31 protein-coding genes are annotated in these 25,644 nt (G+C 34.5%); all 31 read left to right on the forward strand.

The window, feature by feature from the left end:
• Positions 1-2 precede the first annotated feature (2 nt).
• The 31 genes from BJL90_RS13875 (at position 3) to yqeK (ending at position 25,634) form a co-directional block, all read left to right on the forward strand.
• Positions 3-947 carry an RnfABCDGE type electron transport complex subunit D gene (locus BJL90_RS13875; protein WP_070969144.1) on the forward strand — a complete coding sequence of 315 codons (945 nt, stop codon included), beginning with the start codon at positions 3-5 and terminating at the stop codon, positions 945-947.
• Between the two features lie 3 nt (positions 948-950).
• Positions 951-1,520: an RnfABCDGE type electron transport complex subunit G gene (locus BJL90_RS13880; RefSeq protein ID WP_070969146.1), complete on the forward strand. Its 570-nt coding sequence runs from the start codon at positions 951-953 to the stop codon at positions 1,518-1,520.
• 19 nt (positions 1,521-1,539) lie between these two features.
• Positions 1,540-2,142 (forward strand): electron transport complex subunit RsxE, encoded by a 603-nt coding sequence (gene rsxE / locus BJL90_RS13885; RefSeq protein ID WP_070969148.1) that lies wholly within the window; start codon positions 1,540-1,542, stop codon positions 2,140-2,142.
• 19 nt (positions 2,143-2,161) lie between these two features.
• A complete protein-coding gene (gene rsxA, locus BJL90_RS13890) occupies positions 2,162-2,737 on the forward strand; it encodes an electron transport complex subunit RsxA (protein WP_070973247.1) in 576 nt (191 codons plus the stop codon).
• Between the two features lie 12 nt (positions 2,738-2,749).
• Positions 2,750-3,736, forward strand: a complete 987-nt coding sequence (locus tag BJL90_RS13895) for an RnfABCDGE type electron transport complex subunit B (RefSeq protein ID WP_070969152.1) — start codon at positions 2,750-2,752, stop codon at positions 3,734-3,736.
• Positions 3,737-3,884: 148 nt separating this feature from the next.
• Positions 3,885-4,388: a Gx transporter family protein gene (locus BJL90_RS13900; protein WP_070969155.1), complete on the forward strand. Its 504-nt coding sequence runs from the start codon at positions 3,885-3,887 to the stop codon at positions 4,386-4,388.
• Positions 4,389-4,426: 38 nt separating this feature from the next.
• Positions 4,427-4,675, forward strand: a complete 249-nt coding sequence (locus BJL90_RS13905) for a DUF4321 domain-containing protein (RefSeq protein ID WP_070969159.1) — start codon at positions 4,427-4,429, stop codon at positions 4,673-4,675.
• Between the two features lie 8 nt (positions 4,676-4,683).
• Entirely contained in the window at positions 4,684-5,262 is a 579-nt protein-coding gene (locus BJL90_RS13910) for a nucleoside triphosphate pyrophosphatase (protein ID WP_070969162.1), read from the forward strand.
• Positions 5,263-5,362: 100 nt separating this feature from the next.
• Positions 5,363-6,052, forward strand: a complete 690-nt coding sequence (gene radC, locus BJL90_RS13915; protein ID WP_070973249.1) for a RadC family protein — start codon at positions 5,363-5,365, stop codon at positions 6,050-6,052.
• A 29-nt stretch (positions 6,053-6,081) separates the two neighbouring features.
• Positions 6,082-7,104, forward strand: a complete 1,023-nt coding sequence (locus BJL90_RS13920; RefSeq protein ID WP_070969165.1) for a rod shape-determining protein — start codon at positions 6,082-6,084, stop codon at positions 7,102-7,104.
• A 14-nt stretch (positions 7,105-7,118) separates the two neighbouring features.
• Positions 7,119-7,949 (forward strand): rod shape-determining protein MreC, encoded by an 831-nt coding sequence (gene mreC, locus BJL90_RS13925; protein WP_081562011.1) that lies wholly within the window; start codon positions 7,119-7,121, stop codon positions 7,947-7,949.
• A 23-nt stretch (positions 7,950-7,972) separates the two neighbouring features.
• The gene (gene mreD / locus BJL90_RS13930) at positions 7,973-8,461 is read left to right on the forward strand and encodes a rod shape-determining protein MreD (protein WP_070969173.1); all 489 of its coding nucleotides are present in this window, start codon (positions 7,973-7,975) and stop codon (positions 8,459-8,461) included.
• 14 nt (positions 8,462-8,475) lie between these two features.
• Positions 8,476-11,265 carry a penicillin-binding transpeptidase domain-containing protein gene (locus tag BJL90_RS13935; RefSeq protein WP_070969176.1) on the forward strand — a complete coding sequence of 930 codons (2,790 nt, stop codon included), beginning with the start codon at positions 8,476-8,478 and terminating at the stop codon, positions 11,263-11,265.
• A gap of 209 nt (positions 11,266-11,474) precedes the next feature.
• A complete protein-coding gene (minC, locus tag BJL90_RS13940; protein WP_070969178.1) occupies positions 11,475-12,104 on the forward strand; it encodes a septum site-determining protein MinC in 630 nt (209 codons plus the stop codon).
• 34 nt (positions 12,105-12,138) lie between these two features.
• Complete coding sequence (gene minD / locus BJL90_RS13945) at positions 12,139-12,936, forward strand: septum site-determining protein MinD (RefSeq protein ID WP_070973251.1); 798 nt, start codon at positions 12,139-12,141, stop codon at positions 12,934-12,936.
• Between the two features lie 21 nt (positions 12,937-12,957).
• Positions 12,958-13,245, forward strand: coding sequence for a cell division topological specificity factor MinE (gene minE, locus BJL90_RS13950; RefSeq protein ID WP_070969181.1), 288 nt, complete (start codon positions 12,958-12,960; stop codon positions 13,243-13,245).
• A gap of 33 nt (positions 13,246-13,278) precedes the next feature.
• Positions 13,279-13,680 carry a methylglyoxal synthase gene (gene mgsA / locus BJL90_RS13955; RefSeq protein ID WP_070969184.1) on the forward strand — a complete coding sequence of 134 codons (402 nt, stop codon included), beginning with the start codon at positions 13,279-13,281 and terminating at the stop codon, positions 13,678-13,680.
• A gap of 317 nt (positions 13,681-13,997) precedes the next feature.
• A complete protein-coding gene (locus tag BJL90_RS13960; protein WP_070969187.1) occupies positions 13,998-14,705 on the forward strand; it encodes a murein hydrolase activator EnvC family protein in 708 nt (235 codons plus the stop codon).
• Between the two features lie 21 nt (positions 14,706-14,726).
• Positions 14,727-15,608 (forward strand): site-2 protease family protein, encoded by an 882-nt coding sequence (locus BJL90_RS13965; RefSeq protein WP_070969190.1) that lies wholly within the window; start codon positions 14,727-14,729, stop codon positions 15,606-15,608.
• Positions 15,609-15,744: 136 nt separating this feature from the next.
• The gene (locus BJL90_RS13970; protein WP_070969193.1) at positions 15,745-17,583 is read left to right on the forward strand and encodes a TIGR03960 family B12-binding radical SAM protein; all 1,839 of its coding nucleotides are present in this window, start codon (positions 15,745-15,747) and stop codon (positions 17,581-17,583) included.
• On the forward strand, positions 17,583-18,320 hold the full coding sequence (locus BJL90_RS13975) for a TIGR03936 family radical SAM-associated protein (RefSeq protein ID WP_070969196.1): 738 nt from the start codon (positions 17,583-17,585) through the stop codon (positions 18,318-18,320). The genes BJL90_RS13970 and BJL90_RS13975 overlap by 1 nt, the downstream gene beginning before the upstream one ends.
• A gap of 99 nt (positions 18,321-18,419) precedes the next feature.
• Positions 18,420-19,916, forward strand: coding sequence for an Rne/Rng family ribonuclease (locus tag BJL90_RS13980; protein ID WP_070969198.1), 1,497 nt, complete (start codon positions 18,420-18,422; stop codon positions 19,914-19,916).
• A gap of 121 nt (positions 19,917-20,037) precedes the next feature.
• Positions 20,038-20,349, forward strand: coding sequence for a 50S ribosomal protein L21 (gene rplU / locus BJL90_RS13985; RefSeq protein WP_070969201.1), 312 nt, complete (start codon positions 20,038-20,040; stop codon positions 20,347-20,349).
• Between the two features lie 12 nt (positions 20,350-20,361).
• Positions 20,362-20,694, forward strand: a complete 333-nt coding sequence (locus BJL90_RS13990) for a ribosomal-processing cysteine protease Prp (protein ID WP_070969204.1) — start codon at positions 20,362-20,364, stop codon at positions 20,692-20,694.
• A 3-nt stretch (positions 20,695-20,697) separates the two neighbouring features.
• Entirely contained in the window at positions 20,698-20,979 is a 282-nt protein-coding gene (gene rpmA, locus BJL90_RS13995) for a 50S ribosomal protein L27 (protein ID WP_070969206.1), read from the forward strand.
• 177 nt (positions 20,980-21,156) lie between these two features.
• Complete coding sequence (gene obgE / locus BJL90_RS14000; protein WP_070969209.1) at positions 21,157-22,440, forward strand: GTPase ObgE; 1,284 nt, start codon at positions 21,157-21,159, stop codon at positions 22,438-22,440.
• A gap of 23 nt (positions 22,441-22,463) precedes the next feature.
• Complete coding sequence (locus BJL90_RS14005; protein WP_070969211.1) at positions 22,464-22,646, forward strand: hypothetical protein; 183 nt, start codon at positions 22,464-22,466, stop codon at positions 22,644-22,646.
• Positions 22,647-22,663: 17 nt separating this feature from the next.
• On the forward strand, positions 22,664-22,960 hold the full coding sequence (gene yhbY, locus BJL90_RS14010; RefSeq protein ID WP_070969214.1) for a ribosome assembly RNA-binding protein YhbY: 297 nt from the start codon (positions 22,664-22,666) through the stop codon (positions 22,958-22,960).
• Positions 22,961-23,047: 87 nt separating this feature from the next.
• A complete protein-coding gene (locus BJL90_RS14015) occupies positions 23,048-24,124 on the forward strand; it encodes an NAD(P)H-dependent flavin oxidoreductase (RefSeq protein ID WP_070969217.1) in 1,077 nt (358 codons plus the stop codon).
• 254 nt (positions 24,125-24,378) lie between these two features.
• Positions 24,379-24,999 (forward strand): nicotinate-nucleotide adenylyltransferase, encoded by a 621-nt coding sequence (gene nadD / locus BJL90_RS14020; protein WP_070969220.1) that lies wholly within the window; start codon positions 24,379-24,381, stop codon positions 24,997-24,999.
• Positions 25,000-25,052: 53 nt separating this feature from the next.
• The gene (yqeK, locus tag BJL90_RS14025) at positions 25,053-25,634 is read left to right on the forward strand and encodes a bis(5'-nucleosyl)-tetraphosphatase (symmetrical) YqeK (protein ID WP_070969224.1); all 582 of its coding nucleotides are present in this window, start codon (positions 25,053-25,055) and stop codon (positions 25,632-25,634) included.
• Positions 25,635-25,644: the final 10 nt, after the last annotated feature.

Consider the following 25,644-nt stretch of genomic DNA (forward strand, 5'->3'; position numbering starts at 1 on the left):
TCATGGATGAAAAGTTAATTGTATCTTCTTCTCCACATATATTGGATGATGATACAGCACAAAGAATTATGTTAGATGTAGTTATTGCTTTATTACCAGCTACGATTGCGGCCATTTATTACTTTAGAGCAAATGCTGCCATTCTGGTATTATTGTCGGTATTAACAGCTGTTGTTACTGAAGCTGGTGTTCAAAAATGGTTGGGACGACCTGTGACAATAAATGATTTTAGTGCAGTTGTGACGGGCTTATTATTAGCATTAAATATTCCTGCGTCAGCACCATGGTGGATGCCGGTAGTTGGCTCCTTCTTTGCAATCGCCATTGTAAAACAAGTATTTGGCGGCGTAGGTCATAACTTTATGAACCCTGCATTAGCTGGAAGAATATTTTTGACTTTATCTTGGACAGATCGTATGACAGCTTGGATTACACCAGGTGTAGATGCGGTATCTACCGCAACACCACTGGCAATTATTAAAGAAGCCGGCGGTACACTACCAAATAACTTACCATCGCTATTTAATACAATTATAGGTAACACTGGTGGAAGTATGGGGGAAACATCTGCTTTACTACTGTTGTTAGGTGGAGTTTATTTAATTTATAAAGGTGTTATTTCTTGGAAAATACCAGGAATTTATATAGGAACTGTAGGGGTACTGACTTTAGTATTTGGAGGATTTGATGCTACTTATATGTTATATCATGTGTTTTCAGGCGGTTTGATGTTAGGAGCTATCTATATGGCAACTGATTATGCTTCTTCTCCTGTAACGCCAAGAGGTAGAATCATTTTTGCTTTTGGATGTGGGCTATTAACTTCATTAATAAGACTATATGGAGCATATCCAGAAGGTGTGGCTTTTTCAATACTATTAATGAATGTGGCATCACCGTTAATAGATCGATATACAAGCCCGAGAGTATTTGGGGAGGTGAAATAGTCAATGCGTGAAATAGTTAAATTAGGTATTATATTACTGGTTATTACTGCTGTAGCAGGTTTGATTTTGGGCTTCACCAATGACGTAACACAGGGAATTATTCAACAGAGAGCTATGGAAGAGACGATAGAAGCAATGAGGGCGTTACTACCTGAAGCCGACGACTTCCAGGGGATTGAGGATGAAAACGTTTTAAATAGAGATCTTATTGTAGAAGCGTATGAGGGTACGAAGGAAGGCAATGTTGTAGGATATGCTGTAAAAGTAGCGCCTCAAGGCTATGGTGGAACAGTAGAATTATTAGTAGGCATATCTAGCGAAGGTAGAATTACTGGAGTAAAAGTAGGAGATCATAGTGAGACACCAGGATTAGGTTCTAAGATTGCTGATGCTGCCTTCATTGACCAGTTTATTGATAAAGGAACAGAGGATGAATTTATCGTTACAAAGGGTGGAGAAGCTGGAGATGAATACATCCAAGCTGTCTCAGGTGCTACTGTTTCTTCAAGAGCCGCTGTTTCAGGTGTAAACAGTGCCCGTAGCTTATTTGAAGAAGTATTAAAAAATCGTTAATTATCGGAGGTGAATTGCTGTGAAACTAAATAGAATATTAATAAAGGGATTAATTTATGACAACCCAACCTTTGTTCAAATGTTAGGTATGTGCCCCACTTTGGCGGTAACAAATTCAGCATTCAATGCTTTGGGGATGGGTTTAGCCACTACTGCGGTATTGATTGGCTCAAATGTAGTTATTTCCATGTTAAGAAATTTTATTCCTAGCAAGATTAGAATTCCAGCCTTTGTTGTGGTTATTGCTACTTTCGTAACCATGGTAGGTATGATGATGAGGGCATACTTGCCAGCGTTAAATGCAGCTTTAGGTTTATTTATTCCTTTAATTGTTGTAAACTGTTTGATTTTAGCTAGAGCGGAGTCCTTTGCATCTAAGAGCTCTATGGTAGGCTCAGCAGTAGATGGTGTAGGAATGGGTCTAGGCTTTACAGGTGCGTTAGTTATTCTTGGAATCGTGAGAGAGTTAACAGGTGCTGGTACAATCTTTGGCAGAGCTATTATGGGTAGCAGCTTTGAACCAGCAAGATTTATGACAATGCCGCCAGGGGCGTTTTTAGCACTGGGTTTACTATTAGCACTAATTAATAAGATTGGTTCAAAAGATTTAAATGAATTATAGGGGGGTGTAGGATTTGTCAATTTCATCATTGTTTATTATTCTTGTAAGTTCAATTCTAGTAAACAACTTTGTATTATCTAGATTTTTAGGGATATGTCCATTTTTAGGGGTTTCCAAACAAGTGGAAACAGCTATGGGTATGGGGGCTGCCGTTACATTTGTTATGGCTTTAGCTTCTTTAATTACCTATTTAGTAGAAAGATTGATTTTGGTGCCTTTAGGTATACAATATATGCAAACAATAGCTTTTATCTTAGTTATTGCATCTTTGGTGCAACTAGTTGAAATGATTATTCAAAAGAGTAGTCCTACACTGTATCAATCATTAGGGGTGTTTCTTCCACTGATCACTACCAACTGTGCGGTGTTAGGGGTTGCTATTTTAAATATTCAACTTCAGTACAATTTATTTGAAACAGTTTTACATGGTGTAGGAGCAGCGATAGGTTTCTCTTTAGCGATTGTCCTGTTTGCTGCGATTCGCGAAAGATTAGAGTTGGCTCATGTTCCTAAGGCTTTTAAAGGATTTCCGGTTGCACTTATTACTGCGAGTCTGATGTCGTTAGCCTTCATGGGATTTGCTGGACTTGTGTAAAGGAGGGGTCATATGAATTTTCAAAGCATTATTTATCCTATTGTCAGTCTAGGTGGCTTAGGCCTAGTATTTGGTGCAGGACTAGCTTATGCTTCGCAAAAATTTGCTGTTCCTGTAGATGAAAGAGCAGTTGCGATTCGAGATATTTTGCCTGGTGCCAACTGTGGAGGTTGTGGTGTGCCAGGATGCGATAGTTTTGCAAAGGCAGTGGCAGAAGGAACCAAACCTGTAGATGGATGTCCTGTAGGGGGCCCTGATTGTGCAAAGGCAATAGCGGAAATTATGGGCGTAGAAGTAAGTACATCTGCTAGAAAAGTGGCAAAAGTCATCTGTAATGGAAATAGTGAAAAATGTAAAGACAAGTTTGATTATCATGGTATCAACGACTGTATCGCTGCATCTATGGTGGGCGGTGGCGGAGACAAGTCCTGTAATTATTCTTGTTTAGGATTTGGAACCTGTGTAAAGGCTTGCCAGTTTGATGCGATAGAAATTGTTGACGGAAGAATTGCTAAGATTATTCCAGAAAAATGTACTGCATGCGGTAAATGTGTAGAAGTATGTCCAAAGGATGTAATCGACATGGTTCCTTATGATCAAAGCGTTGTGATTACATGTAATAATAAGGAATCCGGTAAAGTAGTAAGAAAAAAATGTGAAGTTGCATGTATTGCTTGTCAATTGTGCGTAAAATCATGTCCATTTGATGCTATTGAGTTTAAAAACAACTTAGCTTTCATTAATTATGATAAGTGTACCCAATGCTTTGTATGTGTGGAGAAATGTCCAACAAAGGCAATTGAAGGAGATCTTGAAAAAAGAAAGAAAGCTATAATAAATGATGAAACTTGTATAGGGTGCACTATTTGTAAAAAGCACTGTCCTGTTGAAGCAATTGAAGGAGAACTTAAAGGCAAACATAAGATATTAGCTGATAAATGTATAGGCTGTGGTGTTTGTGAGGCAAAGTGTCCTAAAAAATCGATTACAATGAGTTAACTTTTAACCCTCTAGTATATCATGCTAGAGGGTTTATTTTTTATGAAATATCATTTTTTTCTACTTGTAACTTCAAGTCTTTAGTGATAAACTTTTAGTGGGCTAATTTAACGATTTTTTCACGAATTTATAGAAAGTGTGGTTACAGATGAATACAAAAAAGTTAGTACACTTATCAATTTTAGTTTCATTAGGATTAGCTCTTCACATCATGGAAGGTTTTATTCCTAATCCATTTATAGTAATTGCTCCAGGGGCGAAGCTAGGTTTGGCCAATATTATAGGACTTATTACATTGGTGATTTATGGTATAAAATATGCCCTTACCGTTAATTTGTTAAGGGCGTTTATTGCAGGAATGGCATCTGGTGCTGTTACTTCCATGATCTATAGCATAGCAGGTGCTGTTGTTAGTACTTTAATGATGTGGATGGTATATAAATTATTTAAAAAGTATTTTAGTTTAATTGGTGTTAGTGTTTTTGGAGCAGTAGGACATAACATCGCCCAACTAACAGTTGCAGCTATCATTATCAATAATATAAGAATCTATATTTATCTACCTATTATGATGCTTGCCAGCATTTTTACAGGTATTTTTATAGGGCTTACAGCAAATTTTACATTAAAGAAAATAAAAGTTCATTTTTAAGAAAAGATGATTTCGCTTAAGGGAAAAGGAGGAAAAATATGAGTAAATATCGGAATCCTTTAACATTGATGTTGCTGATTATTACTGGCGTTGTATTAGGTAGCTTAATTGGCACTTCATTTGGGAATACTTTACCTATACTGTCCTATGGTCCGCAACCTTTAGGCTTAAATGATCTTGAACTGGATTTGGGGGTTGTCTATATTAGGCTTACACTGTTAATGCATATAAACTTTGCAAGTTTATTAGGACTATTATTAGCAGTATTGATATTTAATAAATTGTAGGTGATAATATGTATAGAGTGATATTAGCTTCAAATTCTCCTAGACGCAAAGACATTTTAGAAAATTTAGGAATAAAGTTTAGCGTTGTTACAAGTGAGGTGGAAGAAAAAATAGACTGTAGCGTAGATCCTTATAATCTAACTTGTGATTTAGCTTATGCCAAGGCTAAAAATGTTTCAGAAAGAATAGAAGGCAAGGCAATTATTATAGGAGCAGATACAGTTGTTCTCCATCAAAAAATACTTGGAAAGCCGCGAAATCATCAGGAAGCTTATGAAATATTAAAAAGCTTATCAGGAAAGGCGCATGAGGTGGTTACTGGGATTGCTGTAATAGACAATGATAGAAAGAAACAAGTCACTGAATACGAAGTGACAAAGGTGTATTTTAGAGAAATTAGTGATGAGGAAATATTAAAATATATACAAACTGGGGAGCCTATGGATAAGGCAGGCGCCTATGGCATACAAGGAAAGGCATCTTTATTTGTTAAGAAAATAGAAGGAGATTATTATAACGTTGTAGGCTTACCTATATTTAGGTTAGGGAAGATAATGCACCGTTATTTTAATATGAATTTCTTATAGACAATGGCATAATCAACCTTTAAATCTTCTTAGGATAGACTATGTAATGAAAGTGATGCCCTGGGTAATCTATGGCATAAGAAGTGTTGGGGTGAATAAAATGAATGCTTATACTACTATTAAAGAGATGCCAGTATATGAAAGACCAAGAGAAAAACTTGTAACTTATGGTGTCAATACTTTGTCAAATGCAGAACTTTTAGCTATTTTGCTTTCAACCGGATCAAAGGAAATGTCAGCCATTGATTTAGCAAATTGCATATTATCTTCAACAAAGGAAGGACTGCGTTTTTTTACAGATTGTGCGATAGAAGAATTAATACAAATAAAGGGTGTGGGCTTAGCGAAGGCGACGCAAATAATTGCTGCGGTAGAACTTGGAAAGCGTATAGCTTTGACTACAAAAGCAAATAATTATAAAATAAAGGGTCCGGATGATGTGACTCATTTGCTCATGGAAGAAATGCGGTATTTAAAAAAAGAGTTCTTTAATATCATGCTTTTAAATACAAAAAATGAGTTGATTGCTGTAGAAAACATTTCTATTGGAAGTCTAAATGCCTCTATTGTGCATCCAAGGGAAGTATTTGTCAGAGCGATAAAACGAAGTAGTGCTTCTCTTATTTTAGTGCATAATCATCCCAGCGGCGATCCACAGCCAAGTAAAGAAGACATAAATATTACAAACCGATTGGTAGAGGCTGGAAAACTTATAGGAATTGAAATTTTGGATCATATCATTATAGGTGACAATGCTTACGTAAGTTTGAAAGAAAAGAATATGATATAAATGGATATTTAAAGGAAGGAGCAGTATTGATGGGAATTTTTAAAGTGTTTTCTAGAGATATGGGTATAGATTTAGGAACTGCCAATACATTAGTGTACGTAAAAGGAAAAGGAATTGTTTTAAGAGAACCCTCGGTTGTGGCTATTCAAAGTGATACAAAAACCGTTTTAGCGGTGGGGGAAGAAGCTAAAAGAATGATAGGGAGGACGCCTGGAAATATTATAGCAATACGACCTATGAAGGATGGTGTAATTGCTGATTTCGATATTACGCAAAATATGTTAAAATATTTTATAAGAAAAGTTTATTCTAGAAAAACATTGATTTCTCCTAGAGTAGTGGTTTGTGTACCATCTGGTGTAACGGAGGTAGAAAAAAGGGCTGTAGAAGAAGCTGCTCTTCAAGCTGGAGCTAGAGAGGCCTATCTCATAGAAGAACCAATGGCAGCAGCTTTTGGTGCTGGTCTTCCTGTGGAGGAACCGACCGGTAGTATGGTAGTAGACATAGGAGGTGGCACTACGGAAGTAGCGATTATCTCTTTAGGAGGAATTGTTACAGCCAAATCCATCAGGGTTGGTGGAGATGAACTTGATGAGGCGATTGTACAATACATCAAACGTCAATATAATTTGATGATTGGTGAAAGAACTGCTGAAGAAGTAAAAATAACTATTGGTTCTGCTTATCCAAGAGAAATAGAAGAAAAAATGTTAATTCGTGGTAGAGACTTAGTTTCTGGTCTCCCTAAAACACTAGAAATCTCCTCTAAGGAAATATTAGAAGCATTAAAGGAGCCTGTTAGTCAAGTGGTTGATGCTATTAAATATACACTAGAAAAAACACCGCCAGAGTTAGCTGCGGATATTATGGAAATGGGTATCATGCTGACAGGCGGGGGAGCTTTATTGGCAGGATTAGATGAATTGGTTAGAAAAGAGACTGGCATGCCTGTACAAATTGCTGAAGAACCATTAGACTGTGTAGCTTTAGGGACTGGGAGAATGATTGAAGAAATTGATAGTTATAGAGTTGCAAAAAGAAAATTGAGATAAAGATGGTGAGGAATATGGTGAAAAGAACCATTAAAGATAAGCCTATAATGATAGTGACAATTGTCGCTATCATTCTCATTATCATTATAGGGGTAACTTCTAAACAAAGAGAAAACATAACGATTGTGGAGTCATGGATTGGAAATATATTAAGTCCTATTCAAAGGGTGGCCTATACTGGAACATCTACTATCGGGGATGGTATTGCATCAATTTTTCAGTTTAGAAAAACCGAAAGAGAAAATCAAGAACTCAAGGCAGAAATAGCAGATTTGCAGGAGCAACTTATTGAAACAAGGTTGACCCGGGATGAGTTAGAGGAGCTAAGAGGACTGAAGTATGCCCTTAATTATATAGAAGAGGATATACAGCTTCAGCCAATTGCTGCAAATGTGATAGGAAAGTCTCCTAGCAACTGGTTTGAAGTATTTACGATAGATGTGGGAAATAATCGAAGTATTTCAAAAGATAGCATTGTTTTAGCTTCTAACGGATTGGTGGGGAGAGTATATGAAGTAGGAGGAAATTGGGCGAAGGTTATTTCAATTGTTGACAATAATAGCTCAGTAAGTTTTCAGATTTTAAGAGATAGAAACTATCAGGGAATTATATCCGGCAGTATAACAAATGAACTAACGGGATATTTATTTGATCCAATGGCAGAAGTTGTTATAGGAGACAAGCTGGTGACCTCTGGATTAGGTATATATCCTAACGGAATTCTTATAGGGGAAGTTATAGAAGTATCAAAATCTAGTGACCAATTGCTAAAGACGATTACTGTAGAGCCTGCCGTAAACTTTAGGAAAATGAATAAGGTATTGGTTATGACGCCAAATATATAGAGGGAAAAAGGGGCTTAACAAAATTGAAAACACTTCTTATTTGTTTTATAATAATTATAAATATTATTTTGCAGCCAGTATTGCATTATATAGGTATCTATAATGTCATGCCAAATACTAGCCTTATATTAGTTGTATGTTTTGCAATTAATAGCAAGAAAAATCATGGTGCTTTATTAGGATGTATTATTGGGATATTGCAAGATATTATTTTTGGAAAAATAATAGGCATAAATGCTCTGATATATATGGTTATAGGTTATATTATTAACGCTATAAATAGAAATATATTTAAAGAAAACTTAGCTATTCCTTTTATATTTACATCCTTAGCTACTGTACTTTATTATTGTATAGGATTATTTTTTGTTTATTTTCTAGGTTATAACTTACAATTCTTGAGCATTTTTAGAAATATGCTTGTTGTGGAAGTGTTATACAATTCTATTTTTTCTCTTTTAGTATATATTTATGTATCAAAAATTTTCAAAACAAAAAGAAGTAGATATTAGAATGGTGATGAGAGATGATGCTTAATAAACTTGAAAATAGATACAATGTAACGATACTGATATTTTCCTTGATTTTTGTTATTATTTTATTTAGACTTGCAACAATTATGATTGTGCAGGGAGAACACTATCGAGAGCAGGCAGAAAACAGAATTTTTAAAACAATACCTTTGCCTGGAGCTAGAGGAGAAATCCGAGATAGGTATGGGAGGCTACTGGCTGGGAATCGTCCAAGCTTTACTGTTCAAATGATGAAGAATGAAGTCGTGGATGAAAAAATCAATGAAGTAGCACTAAATGTAATTAATATTTTAGAAAAAAACGAAGATCAATATAATGATGAATTTCCTATTATTTTTACAGAAGAAGGGGAATATATATTTACCTATGATTTAGAAGTTCAAACATGGAAAGAAAGAAACGATCTTGTTGAAGTGGAAGATGCTAGAGAGGCTTTTGAAATTTTGAGAAGACGTTACAATATAGCAGAAACAGATCCAGTAGAGGCGCAGCAAGAATTTATAAAAATTCCAAATTTAAGCGTCCCAATCTCTATCAGAACTTGGAAATTTACAGAGGAAATGAGAAAAGGACAATGGCTAGAAAGCTACAATATAAGAGATATAGAAACATCAGCTGAGGAAGCTTTTCAATTGTTAAGAACTAAAACCTATAAAATACCAGAAAGTTATTCTGATATAGAAGCTAGAAAAATCATGGTTGTAAGAGAACAGCTAAGAAAGCAGGGGTATTTACAGTACCAGCCTGTTAGAATAGCACAGGATATCTCAGACGCATCTGTAACAGAGATCGAAGAAAATATCATCAATCTTCCTGGAGTAAATATAGCGGTAGAGCCTATAAGATATTATCCAGAAGGACAGCTTGCTGCCCACATATTAGGGTATCTAGGCAAAATATCTCAACAGCAAGAAATCGATAGATATGTAAAAGAACTAGGTTATTTGCCTACAGATATCATTGGAAAATCAGGCATAGAGCATAAATTTGAGGAAACTTTAAAAGGGAAAGACGGGTCCCGACGAGTGATTGTTGACTCTGTAGGAAGGTTGATTGAGGAACTGAAAAGAGAGGAATCTATACCTGGAGACAGTGTACATTTAACCATAGATGCTAATCTACAGCGTGTGGCAGATGAAACTTTGGAGCAGGTATTAAAAACCATTCAAGCAGGGGGCACCTATACAACCCAGTGGGGAAGCGATCGTTTAGTCGGTAGAAGTGGTGTAATGAAAAATGCTACATCAGGTTCTGTTGTAGTAACAGATATAAAAAACGGAGAAGTGCTGGCAATGTCTAACTATCCTTCCTATGATCCAAATTTATTTGCAACGGGAATTAGCTCTGCCGATTGGCAAAGTCTTATGCCGGAAAATGAAAGAGACCCTCTAGCGCCAAGACCTTTACAAAATATTGCAACAAGTACAGCGATACAGCCAGGGTCTACATTTAAAATGATTGTGGGTTTAGCTGCTATAGAACAAGGCTTAAGTCCTGAATATAAAATACTGGATAGAGGATTTATTCAGGTGGGAGGACATAGCTTTGGTAACTGGCTATGGAATCAGAGTAGATCTACGATGGGATATCAAAATCTACATCAAGCTATCGCTGATTCTAATAACTATTATTTTTATTCCGTAGCCAATGGCTATGATTATGGTATCGGGAGATCCCTACCTATACAGATGAATATGGACATCTTAACAGACTATACAAAAAGGTTTGGATTAAATGACAGAACTGGTATAGAAATGGATGTGCCTAGAGAGAGGTCTGGTGGTGTCCCGAGTGTAGAAAATAAAACTAGAACTGTAAAAGCTATGTTAAGGAATCATTTAAGAAGGCAAATGAAATTAGAGGATTTAGATGAAACAAAGGTAAATCCAACATCGGAGTTATTGACAGAGATGATAGAAGAAATTGTAGGCTGGGCTGAAGAAAACCCATCAAGATCCATGATATACAATAGAATGATAGACCTAGGTATCAGAGAAGATAAAGCTGGAATATATACAGATATTGCAAAATATAGTTACTTTAACCAAGCAAGATGGAGTGTAGCTGATACCATGAACTTTTCTATAGGACAGGGTGAGCATTCCTATACACCTTTACAGATGGCAAACTATATGGCGATACTGGCTAACGGTGGTTATAGATACAATCTGAGTTTAATAAGAAAAACCCAAAGTTATGAGGGAAGTAATACAATAGAATATCCACCAGAATTAGTGGAGCGTATAGAACTAAATGATTATAGTAATTTAGATGAGATAAATTACGGGATGTATCTAGTAACAGAGACAGGTACAGCAAGAAATTACTTTAGAAACTTTCCTATTAAAGTGGCTGCAAAAACAGGAACTGCTCAAAGAGAAGGAAAAATTCCACCAATAGATGAGGTAGAATATTTAAAACGACATTTAAGAGCCTTTGGTGTAACTGAAGCTGCTGTGGAGCATAAAACCTTGCAACTAATGGAGGAGAATAAGGATAATCCCAGATATCAAGATGAAGGCTATGCTATGAGGGAAGCCATCAGAAGTTTAAATCCCCGAGCAAATTTAGATCACTTTAAAGATGATTATGATAACTATTCATGGTTTACGGGTTTTGCGCCTTATGAAGATCCTCAGATAGCAATATCTGTGTTGATTTTTCAAGGGGGATCGGGAGGTTATGGTGCTCCTATATTTAGAGAAATTGTTGCTGAATATATGGGCTTAAATACAGTGACAGAAAACGAGGGAAGTATTATTGAAAACAGGTTAACGAGATAAAGTTAACCTGTTTTTAAATACATAAAATAAAGATTTACATAGATTATTGTAGCAAATCATGTTTTTTGTCGCTTTTAGTACTATTGTCATTGTTTTTTTTATCAATATTAAGAAGGATTTATCTTATATTTGGAGAATCATATAATAATGATACAATATACAAATTAAAGGATATAGATTATTTAATTCACTAGTGGAGGTAGTGTTCCATGCCTGAAAAAAACGCTATCCAGTTTAAAGGAACAAAGGAAGGCCTTTTTATTCATATTAAACCTAATTATGATTTTGAAACGATAAGGAAGCATTTAATCGATAAATTAGAAAAAACACAGTTTTTTTTTAAGGGTGCAAATATTTTTGAGATTAAATGTGATATACTTACAAATGAGGAAAAAGAAGAATTAGAAGATATCATGATAACTAGATATAAATTAAATATTGTGAAAAATTCAGATATATCTAGGACTTCTGAAGTGAAAGAAGAAGTATTTCAAGGAATTACAGAGGGAAAAACCAAATTTATTCAAGGTACAGTAAGGTCAGGGCAGATTGTTGATTATGACGGCAATGTAGTTGTAATAGGAGATGTAAATCCTGGTGGACAGGTTATTGCTAGGGGAAACATTGTTGTAATGGGAAACTTAAGGGGTATAGCACATGCAGGATCGAATGGCAATATGGAGGCTTGTGTAGCAGCCCTTTACTTAGACCCTGCACAATTAAGGATTGCCAATGTAATTGCGAGAGCACCTGATGGGAAATACGAAAAACCTAAAAATCCAGAACTTGCACGGATAAAACAAAATATGGTGTATATTGAACCTTACTTAAATAAATAGTGAAATAATTTTAATGCACAGGAGGGAATAAATGATGGGGGAAGTAATTGTTATTACATCAGGTAAAGGTGGTGTTGGAAAAACAACAACTACAGCTAACCTTGGAACAGGTTTATCGCAGTTAGGTTATAAAGTTGCGGTTATAGATGCTGATATAGGTTTAAGAAACTTAGATGTAGTCATGGGACTGGAAAATCGAATTGTATATGATCTTGTGGATGTAGTGGAGGGAGTATGCAGACTCAAGCAAGCACTGATTAAAGACAAAAGGTATGAAGGTTTATATTTGTTGCCAGCTGCTCAAACGAAAGATAAAAATGCTGTTACACCAGAGCAAATGCATAAGCTAACCAGTGACTTGAAAGATATGATGGATTATGTTTTGGTAGACTGTCCAGCAGGAATTGAACAGGGATTTAAAAATGCTATTGCTGGAGCTGATAAGGCTATTGTAGTTACAACACCAGAAATATCAGCTGTTAGAGACGCTGATAGAATTATAGGGTTACTAGAAGCATCCGAGTTAAGGGACCCTCTTTTAATTATAAACCGTATAAGAATCGACATGGTGAAAAAAGGAGATATGATGAATATTGAAGATATGATAGATATTCTAGCCATTGATCTCTTGGGTGTAGTACCAGATGATGAGGCTATTGTTATATCTACGAATAAAGGAGAACCAGCTGTAACGGATAAAAATTCGCTAGCTGGAGAGGCATATAGGAATATTGCTAAACGTATTACTGGAGAAGAAGTACCTTTTATAAACATGGAAACAAGTGAAGGCTTTATGAGAAAGATAAAAAAAATTTTTGGTTTGGCTAAGTAGTTGTAGGGAAGGAGGAAAACAATGGATTTTTTAAAGTTTTTTGGTAAAGACAGTGGAACAAGTAAAAATGTAGCAAAGGAACGATTGAGACTGGTGTTGGTACATGATAGAACAAATTGCTCTCCTCACTTTCTTGATATGGTGAAAGGAGATATTATTAAGATCATATCAGACTATGTTGAAATCGATGAAAGTGGTCTAGATGTTAAACTAACAAAAACAAAAAGAGACATAGATGATATGTTGGTACCAGCACTGGTAGCAAATATCCCTATAAAAAAAATGAAGGATAAAAGTCGTACAGAATAGCAGATAATAACTACAGGAGGCGAAGGACTGTTTATGAATATTGCCCTTATTGCACATGACAACAAAAAGGATATGATGGTCAACTTTGTAACTGCTTATGAAAATATACTTAAGAAGCATAATTTATCCGCAACAGGTACTACTGGAAAAAAAATTATGGAGGCTACTTCCTTAAAAGTCAAGAGATTTCAATCTGGACCGCTTGGAGGAGATCAACAAATAGGTGCGGAAATAGCAACAAATTCAATGGATATTGTTATTTTTTTAAGAGACCCTTTGACAGCACAGCCACATGAACCTGATATTCAAGCACTGATAAGGTTGTGTGATGTCAACATGATTCCTGTAGCTACGAATATTGCTACTGCAGAAATTTTAATAAGAGCTTTAGAACGTGGTGATCTAGCATGGAGAAAATATGTTAATAAAAAATAGAGATAAAAAAGCCATTTATTTGATAGATAGAATAAATGGCTTTTTTATCTCTAAAAGAAATGGGAGATCAAGCACTACATCCTCCAAGTAAATTCGGCTATAATTTAGGGGAAATAAAAATTCCCCCTGAATTAAATTTCATTTTATTGTAATTGCTATAGCAGTCTGTAATAAATAAAGGTTTTTAACAATATATTTATACTAAATCTATAGATATGGGCCTTTATACTTAAGCTTTATTATGTTAGCTCTTGGTCTTACCCTTAGTATACTAAAATTCATAGGTGCATATCCATATACAAAGGAGGGGGATATAAATGAATCTAAGAAAAAGCAATAAGCCGATACAATCTATAGGCATCTTTCAAAATAATATGAATAAAAATAATGAAGCTTTTGATAGTATAGACTATAGATTATGGCTTTATCAAACGCTTATTAGATTAAGTATAAGTCTTATCATCTTATGTACTATCATTATGATAAAAAATATCAATACAAGACCGACAAATTACATCATGAATAAACTAGAATATAACCTTAATAAAGAGTTCAAAATTACTGAAAACTACCATCAAATAAAGAACGGTATAGTAAGTTTAACAAAAAAAGGAGAAGAAGCACTAGCGGTTGTGAACTTCAGTGGATTTTCAAGAATTCAATTTACTAGACCTATGGAAGGCAGGGTGATTACATTCTTTCAAGATAGAGAGGAAGTAGGTAAGATTTCTAGAGGGATTGTTATAGAAGGAAAAGCCGGAGAAAATGTATTGGCAACGCAGGAAGGTGTTGTTATGGAAATCGGCTACAATCAGTCTAGTGGCAATTATATTATTATCAAGCATAAGGGAGAACTACTATCTGTTTATAAAAATTTAGAAAAATATATCGTAGATAAAAACCAAAAAGTTGTTATGGGGGAAGTGATTGGTACAAGTTCAGGGAAATTGCAGTTTGAAGTATGGCGTAATAGACAGCCTATAGATCCTTTTGAATTTATTGATTTTCATACAGAAAGTATGTAGACTTTAAGGTAGGCATTGATAATGAAGCTATTTAAATTATTTGGCATTTATATAAAAATAAATTATATGTTGTTACCTATTTTTATCTTCAGTATTTATTATAAATACTTTTTTCAATTAATCGTGATGACTTTTATTATTATTGTTCATGAGCTAGCTCATGCCCTAACTTCTATATATTATGGCATTATGGTAGAAGAAATAGAACTTTTTCCCTTTGGTGGTGTAGCAAAGGTAGATAATTATTTCGAAATAGATCCATTTAAAGAAATGATTATTGCTATTGTAGGACCTACCTCTAACTTTATCATGTTGCTCGTCGCGCTTATACTACAGTCCTATATAGCATTACAGATAGACTTAGTATACTTTTTTATATTTGCGAATCTTACTATTGGGTTATTTAATATGCTCCCTATTTTGCCACTGGATGGTGGGCGAATTCTAAGAGCTTATATAAGCAGCAAAATTGGGTTTAAGAAGGCAACGAAAATAGCTATAAGATGTAGTAAAATATTAGCTATCCTCTTATTTCTAGCAGGCTTTCATTTTGGTTTAAAAGCGCAAGAAAATTTATTTTTATGTGGTATAGCTTTTTTCTTATATATACAAACCAATAAAGAAAAAGAGATGATGGGATATACTTCAGTTTATCAAATTGTAACAAAAAAGAAACAATTATTGGAGAAAGGAATTATGGATGTAAAGTATTTAACTGCTTTAGAATCGATTGATCTTAGAAAGGCAGCACAAGAATTTTCCACATGGAAGTATCATTTTGTGACGGTTATTAATACTAAGGGTAAAGTGTTGGGAAATCTATCAGAAAGTGAGATATTAGATGCTATGATAAAATATAACTATAGGATGACATTAGGGGATCTTATAGAGATGAAAAAATAATATTCTTATTAAATAACATATTTTCAAATTATATATGTTATCATATACTTATAGGCATACGCCTATGAACTTTGATATACTAAGGGCTGCATTTGTGGTTCTGACTACTAAAGAAAAACTGACTGGAGGAACAGTAATGAACAAAGTTGAAATTCATGACTTGCTATATAGGGTTGAAAAGCCTGCTAGGTATTTGGGCAATGAATTAAATAGCATACATAAAACAATTACAGAAAAAACCATACGTTATGCTTTTTGTTTTCCTGATATTTATGAAGTAGGTATGAGTCACTTGGGTATGCAGATTTTATATCACTTAATCAATACGGTAGAGGATGTTTACTGCGAGAGAGTCTTTGCTCCAGCATTAGATATGGAGGTAGAAATGAGCAATAATAATATTCCTCTATTTGCTTTAGAAAGCCGACAGCCTATAAAGCATTTCGATTTTATTGGTTTTACTTTGCAATATGAACTAAGCTATAGTAATATTTTAAATATGCTTCATTTGGCAGGGGTACCAATATATAGTAAAGAAAGAAAAGAAGAGGATCCTATTATTTTATTGGGAGGGCCCTGCGCTTATAATCCTGAGCCTCTTGCTGATTTTGCTGATATTATTATTTTAGGAGAGGCAGAAGAAGTACAATTAGAATTATTAGAACTATATAAAAGTTTTAAAATGGGTAAGTATATTAAAGAAGGATTTCTAAAGGAAGCTGCTAAAATATCAGGTGTCTATGTTCCTGGTTTATATGAAGTAAGCTATCATGAAGATGGAAAAATTCAGTCCTTTTTGCCCAAAGCAGAAGACGCGCCTTCTAAAATTAAGAAAAGAATTATAAAAAATTTAGACGAAGTGTTTTATCCAGAAAAAATCATCGTTCCTTATCTTAACGTAGTGCATGATCGTGTTGCTTTAGAGATTTTTAGAGGTTGTACAAGAGGTTGCAGGTTTTGCCAGGCAGGGATGATTTATAGACCTGTTCGAGAAAAATCTGTGGAGAGATTATCTACTTTGGCTGAGAACCTATTGACATCTACGGGATATGAGGAAATATCTTTGGCATCTTTAAGCACCAGTGATTATTCAAGTCTTAATGACTTCGTGACATATCTTATTGATAAATACAGTAAAGATAAAATAGGTATATCTCTACCATCTTTAAGATTAGATAATTTTTCTCTGGAGCTGGTGAAGGAAATACAAAAAGTAAGAAAAACAGGGCTAACTTTTGCTCCAGAAGCCGGCAGTCAAAGATTGAGAGATGTTATCAATAAAGGATTAACCGAAGAGGATTTAATCAATGCAGCCCAAAAAGCTTTTGAATCAGGGTGGAGTAGCGTAAAGCTTTATTTTATGTTGGGACTACCCACAGAAACCTTGGAGGATTTAGCTGGTATTAAAGAGCTTGCTTTTAAGGTAATCGATTTGTATTATAGCATCCCCAAAGAACAAAGGGCAAAAGGATTAAATATTACTATTAGTACCTCTACCTTTGTTCCAAAACCTTTTACCCCTTTTCAGTGGGAACCTCAAATTACGCTGGAAGAAATAGACGAAAGACAACAATTTTTAAGACAGCAATTAAATAGGAAAAGTATTACCTATAATTATCATGATGCAAAAACAAGTTTTTTAGAAGCGGTGTTTGCTAGAGGGGATCGAAGATTATCTAAGGTTTTAGCACAAGCTGTGGCAGAAGGCTGCAAGTTTGATGGTTGGATGGAGCATTTTGACTTTGATAAGTGGATGGAAGTTTTTGAAAAAGTAGGAATAGATCCGAACTTCTATGTCAATAGAAAAAGAGAATACGAAGAAATATTACCTTGGGATCATATTGATGTTGGGGTGAGTAAAGAATTTCTTATAAGAGAAAATGAAAGGGCTATAAAAGGAGAATTGACCCAGGATTGTAGGACAAACTGTTCTGGCTGTGGTGTGAATCAAGGATTTATAGGAGGAATATGTTAATGTACAGAATAAGATCAAGGTTTCATAAAAAAGGGGACATGATTTTCATTTCCCATTTAGACTTAGTACGTCTTTTTGAAAGAGCCTTTAGAAGAGGAAATATTCCTATCTCTTATACACAGGGTTATAATCCCCATCCAATTATGGCTTTTGCCACTGCATTAGGTGTTGGTGTATCCAGTGAAGGGGAATATATTGATATAGAGATAGAAGAAAAACTAGATCTAAAGGATTTTATGGAGAGGCTAAACCATGTTTTACCTGAGGGGCTATGCATAACAAAAAGTAAATATATCTCCCAAAAGGAAGATTCCTTGATGTCTGTCATTCAATATTCCAGTTACATTGTAAAGGTTGTTTTTGAGAAGGAAGTTCCTGAGGAAATACTGCAAGAAAAATTAGAAGAGTTCCTAAGCTTAGAAGAGATAATAGAAGTAAAAGAAAAAAAGAAAAAGAATTACCATAAAAGGTCTAATAAAAAACAAGTACAACAAGTCAATATACGACCTTATATTTTATCGATAAAAGTATTTAAAATAGTAGAAAAAGAAGTGCTCTTGAAAATGACCCTGGCTACTGGTAGTAGTGGAAATTTAAAACCTGAAGTAGTGGTGAAAAAATTTGGGGAAGTTGCTGAATTACAAGTAAATCTTGAAAAAACAAGGGTACATAGATTAGAATTATTGACGCAAATAAAACCTCATGATTTGACACCTTTAGATACAATAGAATCTTAACAACGTTCCCCTAAATCAAATCTTCCTTTAAACGTAAAGGGGTTAAAAGGCTGATTTTAAATAAAAATATTTTTAGTTATATAATTGGGAGTTGGTGGCATGAATCAAATTATTGTAGATACTACTATGAACGAAACGCGACTGGCATTAATAGAAAACAATGAACTAGTTGAACTGTATATCGAAAGAAAAAATAATAAAAGAATCGTGGGAAATATCTATAAAGGCAGAGTGACAAATGTATTACCAGGTATGCAGGCGGCTTTCGTTGATATTGGTTTAGAAAAAAATAGTTTTCTCTATGTAAAGGATGCTGTACCACAAGAATATCAGTATGAAGAAAATGAGACTTTTCAAGATATAGCTATAAAAGATCTTATAAAGCCAGGTCAAGAAATTATTGTTCAAGTTACCAAAGAGCCTATTGGTACGAAAGGAGCTAGAGTGACTACCCATATTACTTTACCAGGAAGATATCTAGTATTGATGCCCTATACTGATTATCTAGGGGTTTCAAGAAGGATTACAAGTGAAGAGGAAAGAATTAGGTTGAAAAAGGCTGTTGAAGAAGTAAAACCTCAAAATATGGGTGTGATCGTTAGAACCGTTGCAGAAGGTAAAAACAAAGAGGCTTTTAATGATGATATTAAGTTTTTATTGAAGCTTTGGCAAAAAATTGAAAAAGAAAAAAAGTTAGGTTTTGCTCCAAGAATGATTTATAAAGATTTTGACTTGGTAGATAGAACAATTCGTGATATATTTAGTATAAACATTGATAAGTTTGTTATGAATAACACAGAGGATTATAAAGGTGCATTAGAACTGGTGGATTTAATTTCTCCAGCATTAAAAAGTAGAATAGAACTTTATGATGAAGAACTGGAAATTTTTCAATACTATAATATAGAAACACAATTTAAAAATAGTATTTTAAGGAAAATATGGTTAAAAAGTGGAGGCTATATTGTTATTGATTCTACAGAAGCTTTGACGGTTATTGACGTGAATACAGGAAAATATGTGGGAAGCATAGACCTAGAGGATACTGTTTTTAAGACGAATCTTGAAGCCGCCCAAGAAATAGCCAAACAGTTGAGACTAAGAGATATAGGGGGTATTATCATTGTAGACTTTATTGATATGACCAATGAAGACTATGTTGAGCGGGTCCTGCAGGCTTTGGAGCAATCATTAAATAAAGATCGGACGAAGACAAAAATACTTGGCATGACTTCTCTTGGTTTGGTGGAGATTACGAGAAAAAAGGTTAGACAGCGATTAGAATCTTTATTGCTAAAGCAATGCCCCTGTTGCGAAGGTACTGGTAAAGTATTAAATGAAGAAGTCTTATTATTTAGAATAGAAAAAGAAGTGAAGAGAACAAAAATTCATACCAATGCTGAAGCCATTGTTTTTGAAGTAAATCCAGATGTATATGATGGCATTTTTAAAGATAAATCCGTCATAAAAGAATTAGAAGAAGAGTATGGTATAAAAATATGGGTATTACCAAAAAAAGATGCTCACTTTAATGATTTGCATATTAAAGCTCGAGGAAAAATAGAAACAATGGAAAAATTAGTAAAAGAAATCTAGGTAAGACGCTTGACATTGATAAATCGCTATGATATCATATATATCTGTAGGTAGCCGCACGGATCGGGTTTAAAACGATGTTACCTAGTATTCGGCGAGACTGGGTTGAGGAGGTGTAAAGATGTACGCAATTATTGAGACAGGTGGAAAACAATACAGAGTACAAGAAGGCGATACATTGTTTGTTGAGAAGTTAGATGCAACTGAAGGCGATGTAGTAACCATCGAAAATGTATTAGCTGTATCAAAAGAAGGTAACTTAACTGTTGGTAATCCAGTGGTTAATGGCGCTAAGGTTGAAGCTAAGGTTGTTGAGCAAGGTAAAGGTAAAAAAATCATTATCTTCAAATACAAGCCTAAGAAAGACTTTAGAAAGAAACAAGGTCATAGACAACCTTATACAAAGTTAATGATTGAGAAAATTAATGCGTAGGCTGTGTAATATATGATTACAATAGACATTCAGCGCAATGAAAACAATGAAATTATTAGTTTTACTACTTCAGGACATGCATATGCAGATGAGCCTGGAAGAGATATTGTTTGTGCTGCTGTTTCTACATTAACGCAAACAATGTTATTAGGCGTATATGAGGTATTAAAGGTGAAATTGCCTTATAAAATGAAGCATGGTTACTTAACCTGTAACATACCTGAAGATATTTCAGTAGAAAAAAGACAGCAGATAAACATATTATTTGAAACCATGGTGGTAGGACTAAAAAATATTCAAGAAAACTATTGTCAATATATAGATCTTCATGACAAGGAGGTGTAAGTCATGTTTAGAATTGATCTTCAATTATTTGCTAGTAAAAAAGGAGTAGGTAGCTCCAAAAACGGTAGAGATAGTATCGCTAAAAGACTAGGAGTAAAAAGAGCTGATGGACAGTTTGTAACTGCTGGAAATATCTTAGTAAGACAAAGAGGCACAAAAATTCATCCAGGTACAAATGTAGGTAGAGGTTCAGATGATACACTTTTTGCTTTAATAGATGGTGTTGTAAAGTTTGAAAGAAAAGGAAAAAACAAAAAACAAGTTAGCATTCATGCTGCAAACTAGTTGATTAAACCGCCGACAAACGGCGGTTTTTGTTTAATTTCCTTATTTTATTGGAATACTATATAAGAAGTAATAGAAGTTTTTGTTGTTATAATAAAATCATTGAATTTACATAAAAATATAGAAAACAGTAAAATAAAATATTATAATTTTAATATAATAAGGGTGAAAATAAATATGTTTATAGATAAAGCAAAGATTCATTTAAAAGCAGGTAAAGGTGGCGACGGCGCTGTTGCCTTTAGACGTGAGATTTATGTTCCTGCTGGAGGACCCTCAGGTGGCGATGGTGGTAAAGGTGGCGACATTGTATTTGAAGTAGATGAAGGTATGCGTACTTTGATGGATTTTAGGTATAAAAAACACTATGTAGCTCAAAATGGAGAAGACGGTAAAAACAAGAACATGTACGGAAAAGATGCAGAAGACTTAATATTGAAAGTTCCTCCTGGAACCATTATTAAAGATGAAAAAACAGGAGCTATTATTGCTGACCTAATAGAGGGTGGAGAGAAAAAAGTTATTGCACGAGGTGGCAAAGGCGGAAAAGGAAACATTCATTTTAAGACGGCAACGAGACAAGCGCCTAGATTTGCTATTGCGGGAGAGCATGGTGATGAACTAACGGTTATTTTGGAATTGAAAATGATTGCTGATGTTGGATTAATAGGGTTTCCTAATGTAGGAAAGTCTACGATACTTTCGGTGGTTACTAGTGCAAGTCCGAAGGTGGCAGATTATCATTTTACTACCTTAACACCTAACTTAGGGGTGGTAAAGACGAAGTATGGGGATAGTTTTGTTTTGGCAGATATACCAGGACTGATTGAAGGAGCCCATGAAGGGGTTGGATTGGGTCATGAATTTCTTCGTCATGTAGAGCGAACAAAACTTCTCATTCATATTATAGATATTGCTGCTGTAGAAGGTAGAGATCCTTTAGAAGATTTTGATAAAATCAATGAAGAGCTAAAGCTATATAGTGGGAAACTAGCAGATAAGCCGCAAATTGTAGCTGCTAATAAAATAGATATTCCTGAAGCTGAAGAAAATCTTCAAAAGTTAAAAGAAAAATTAGAGCCTATGGAAATAGAAGTTTTTCCAGTGTCTGCTGCTACAAACAAGGGGCTAGAGGAATTATTTATCCATGTATCTAAGAAGCTTAAAGAAGTAGAGGAAAGCTATATAGAAGATGTAGTGGTAGAAGACGAAAAAGTGTATCAATATCAAAAAGAAGATAAATACCAATTTACAGTTAGCAAAGAAGATGATATCTTTATTATTGAAGGGAAATTTGTAGAGCGATTAGTGAACTCTACGAATTTTGATAGCATGGATTCATTAAGCTACTTTCATAAAGTTCTAAGAAAGCGGGGAATTATTGATGAATTAAAAACAATGGGCATTCAGAATGGAGATACTGTAAAAATTGAAGACATTGAATTTGAGTATTATGATTAAGAGATGGGGGTTTACAGGTAAAAATGAATTGCATACATTGTGAAAATTGCAAATTAAGTACAAAAACCTATTATTGTTTTGCTAAAAACGATTTTGTTATTCCTACAGAGTCTACTACAATAGAAAAAGTAAGAACTGGATGGAAAAAAGGTGAAAAAGAATATGAGACCCACAGAAGAAAAACCAGAAAAGAAGTAGAAATATAGTAAAAAGGAGTAGATCAATGTTAACAGGTAAGCAGAGAACATATCTTAAAGGAATAGCACATGGTATAAAGCCTATAACCCAAATTGGTAAATATGGTGTCAGCGATAGTTTTTTGACACAGCTAGATGACGCTTTAGAAAGCAGAGAAATTGTTAAAGTGAATATTTTAGAAAGCAGTCTATTAGATACAAAGGAAACAGCTAATGAGGTAGCAAAAACTCTAGAGGCTGAGTTTGTTCAGGCAATTGGGAACAAATTCACGATCTATAGACCTTCAAAAAATAATCCTAAAATACAACTACCTAAAAGCTAATGCTTAAGCATTAGCTTTTATAACATCACTATCAATCGTTAGTTTAACGGTAAAATAGATGCAAAAAATTTAAAAGGAGTCGATGATATGCAATTACCATTTTTAAAAATAGGCGATTTGGTGGCAAATGTGCCTATTATTCAGGGAGGTATGGGAATCGGTGTTTCTTTATCAAGATTAGCTTCAGCAGTAGCTAACGAAGGGGGGGTTGGAACAATATCTGGCGTACAAATAGGATTTAGAGAGCCAGATTTTGAAACCAATACCAATGCCGCAAATATAAGAGGATTGAAAAAAGAAATTAAAAAGGCAAGGGAACTAAGTCCAAGTGGTATTTTAGGTGTCAATATCATGGTGGCTATCAATAACTATAAAGATATGGTTACAGCTGCAGTAGAAGAAAAAGTTAATCTTATTGTTTCAGGAGCGGGGCTGCCTACAGATTTGCCAGGTATGATTAAGGAATCTAAAACCAAAATTGCACCTATTGTATCTTCTGGAAAAGCAGCAGCTATTATTTCAAAGTTATGGGATCGTAAATATGATTATGCTCCGGATATGATGATTGTAGAGGGACCTGAGGCTGGAGGACACCTAGGTTTCTCGTTGGAACAGTTGACACAAGAAACAAAACCTAAGCTTGTGGATCTTGTAAAGGATGTTATCCAGGCGATAAAGCCCTTTGAAGATAAATACAATAAAACCATTCCTGTTATTGCTGCTGGTGGTATCTACAATGGAAGTGATATCGCGGAATGCTTAAAAGCAGGAGCAGCAGGCGTGCAAATGGCAACAAGGTTTGTAGCGACAGAGGAATGTGATGCGGATATAAAATATAAAGAAGCGTATATTCATGCAAAAGAACAAAATATTCAGCTAGTAAAAAGTCCTGCTGGTTTACCCGGAAGGGCAATTGGCAATGTTTTTGTGAAGAAGACAGAAATAGGGAATGTTCCAGTGCAAAAATGTTATCATTGCTTAAGAACTTGTGAACCAGCCACTACGCCTTATTGTATATCAAAAGCACTCATTGAAGCAGTGAAGGGAAATGTGGAAAATGGACTAATCTTTGTAGGCAGTAGCGCTCATAAAATAGAGAAATTGACAACAGTAAAGGAACTGATACAGGAACTAATACATGAAACAAAATTGGCTTTAGAGTAATTCGTAAGAAATTTATCTTTTCATTGTAACCAATATTTGATAAACTTAAATTGCATTTATCCAAATATCACATTTCCTTTTTTTCTGTCGATTCATAAGGATATTTGGTATGAAGGATAGATGCATTAAATTTTTTAGCCAATACCAAAGATAAAATGAGACTTAATTCAGGGAGAGTTTTTACTTCCGCTGAATTGTAGCCGAATTTACTTCCAGGATGTATTGGAAGGATAAAAACTGAGGAGGGTGCATTGATGCACAAGGCAAATAAGAGGTATGGCATCATGGGGGGAACCTTTGATCCTATTCACTTAGGACATTTATTTATTGCTGAAACAGCTTTAGATGAACTGAATTTAGATAAAGTTGTCTTTATCCCTACAGGCCATCCCCCCCATAAAGACCATGAAAATATCACTGACGCACATCATAGGCTACAGATGACGTCGATTGCTATTCATAGTAATAAGACTTTTAAGCTATCTGCGATTGAGGTGAATAGAAAAGGACCTTCCTATACAATAGATACAGTGCGACGTCTGTTGGAGCATGATGGAGGAGACGTTGAATTGTATTTTATTACTGGTACAGATGCATTTATGGAGGTAGAAACTTGGAAACGCTATAAAGATGTATTACAGATGATTAAAATTGTTGTAGCAACTAGATTGGGGTATAGTGATGTGCACTTTAATGAAAAAGTAGATTTATTTACTAAAAAATATAAGGCTAGAATCATAAAAGTTGCAGTGCCTATTTTGGAAATTTCATCAAGTGATATTAGAAATCGTATAAAAGAAGGTAAAACCATTAAATATCTAGTTCCTGAAGGTGTAGAGGAATATATAAGAAAAAATCAATTATATCAATATTAGAAAATATACTTTAAGCATAGAAAGTAAAAAAATAAAGTATAGGAGCGTAATATATGAAGGAGCAACTGATAGAAGAAATTAAGAAGGCATTAAAAGACACGATTAATCATAGGCGTTACATACATACCATGGGGGTTGTGAAGGCTTCTATAGATTTAGCAGAAAAGTATGGTGAAGATTCATTGCATGCTACTATAGCAGCTTTACTCCATGATTATGCAAAAGATTATACACGAGATCAATTGTTAGACTATGTTGCAAAACATCACTTAACAATTGATCCTATTATGTTTGAAGCCCATGAACTTCTGCATGGGAAGGTTGCAGCCTCTATTGCGCAGAACAAATTTCATATAGACCATCAGAACATTTTAAAGGCGATAGAAAATCATACAACTGGCGGAGAAAATATGAGCAAATTGGAAAAAATCATCTATTTAGCAGATTTTATTGAAGAGGGTAGAAATTATCCTGGTGTAGATCAACTAAGAAAGACTGCTAAAGAGGATTTAGATAAAGCAGTGCTTCAAGCATTAAACAATACGATTATTTATGTTTTGAGCATTGAAAAACTGTTGCATCCTAATACGCTTTTTGCTCGCAATGAGATGTTAAAAAAACTAAAAAAATATTAAGAAAAGATGC

It is taken from the genome of Clostridium formicaceticum (assembly GCF_001854185.1).
In the GTDB taxonomy this organism is placed as follows: Bacteria; Bacillota; Clostridia; order Peptostreptococcales; family Natronincolaceae; genus Andreesenella; species Andreesenella formicacetica.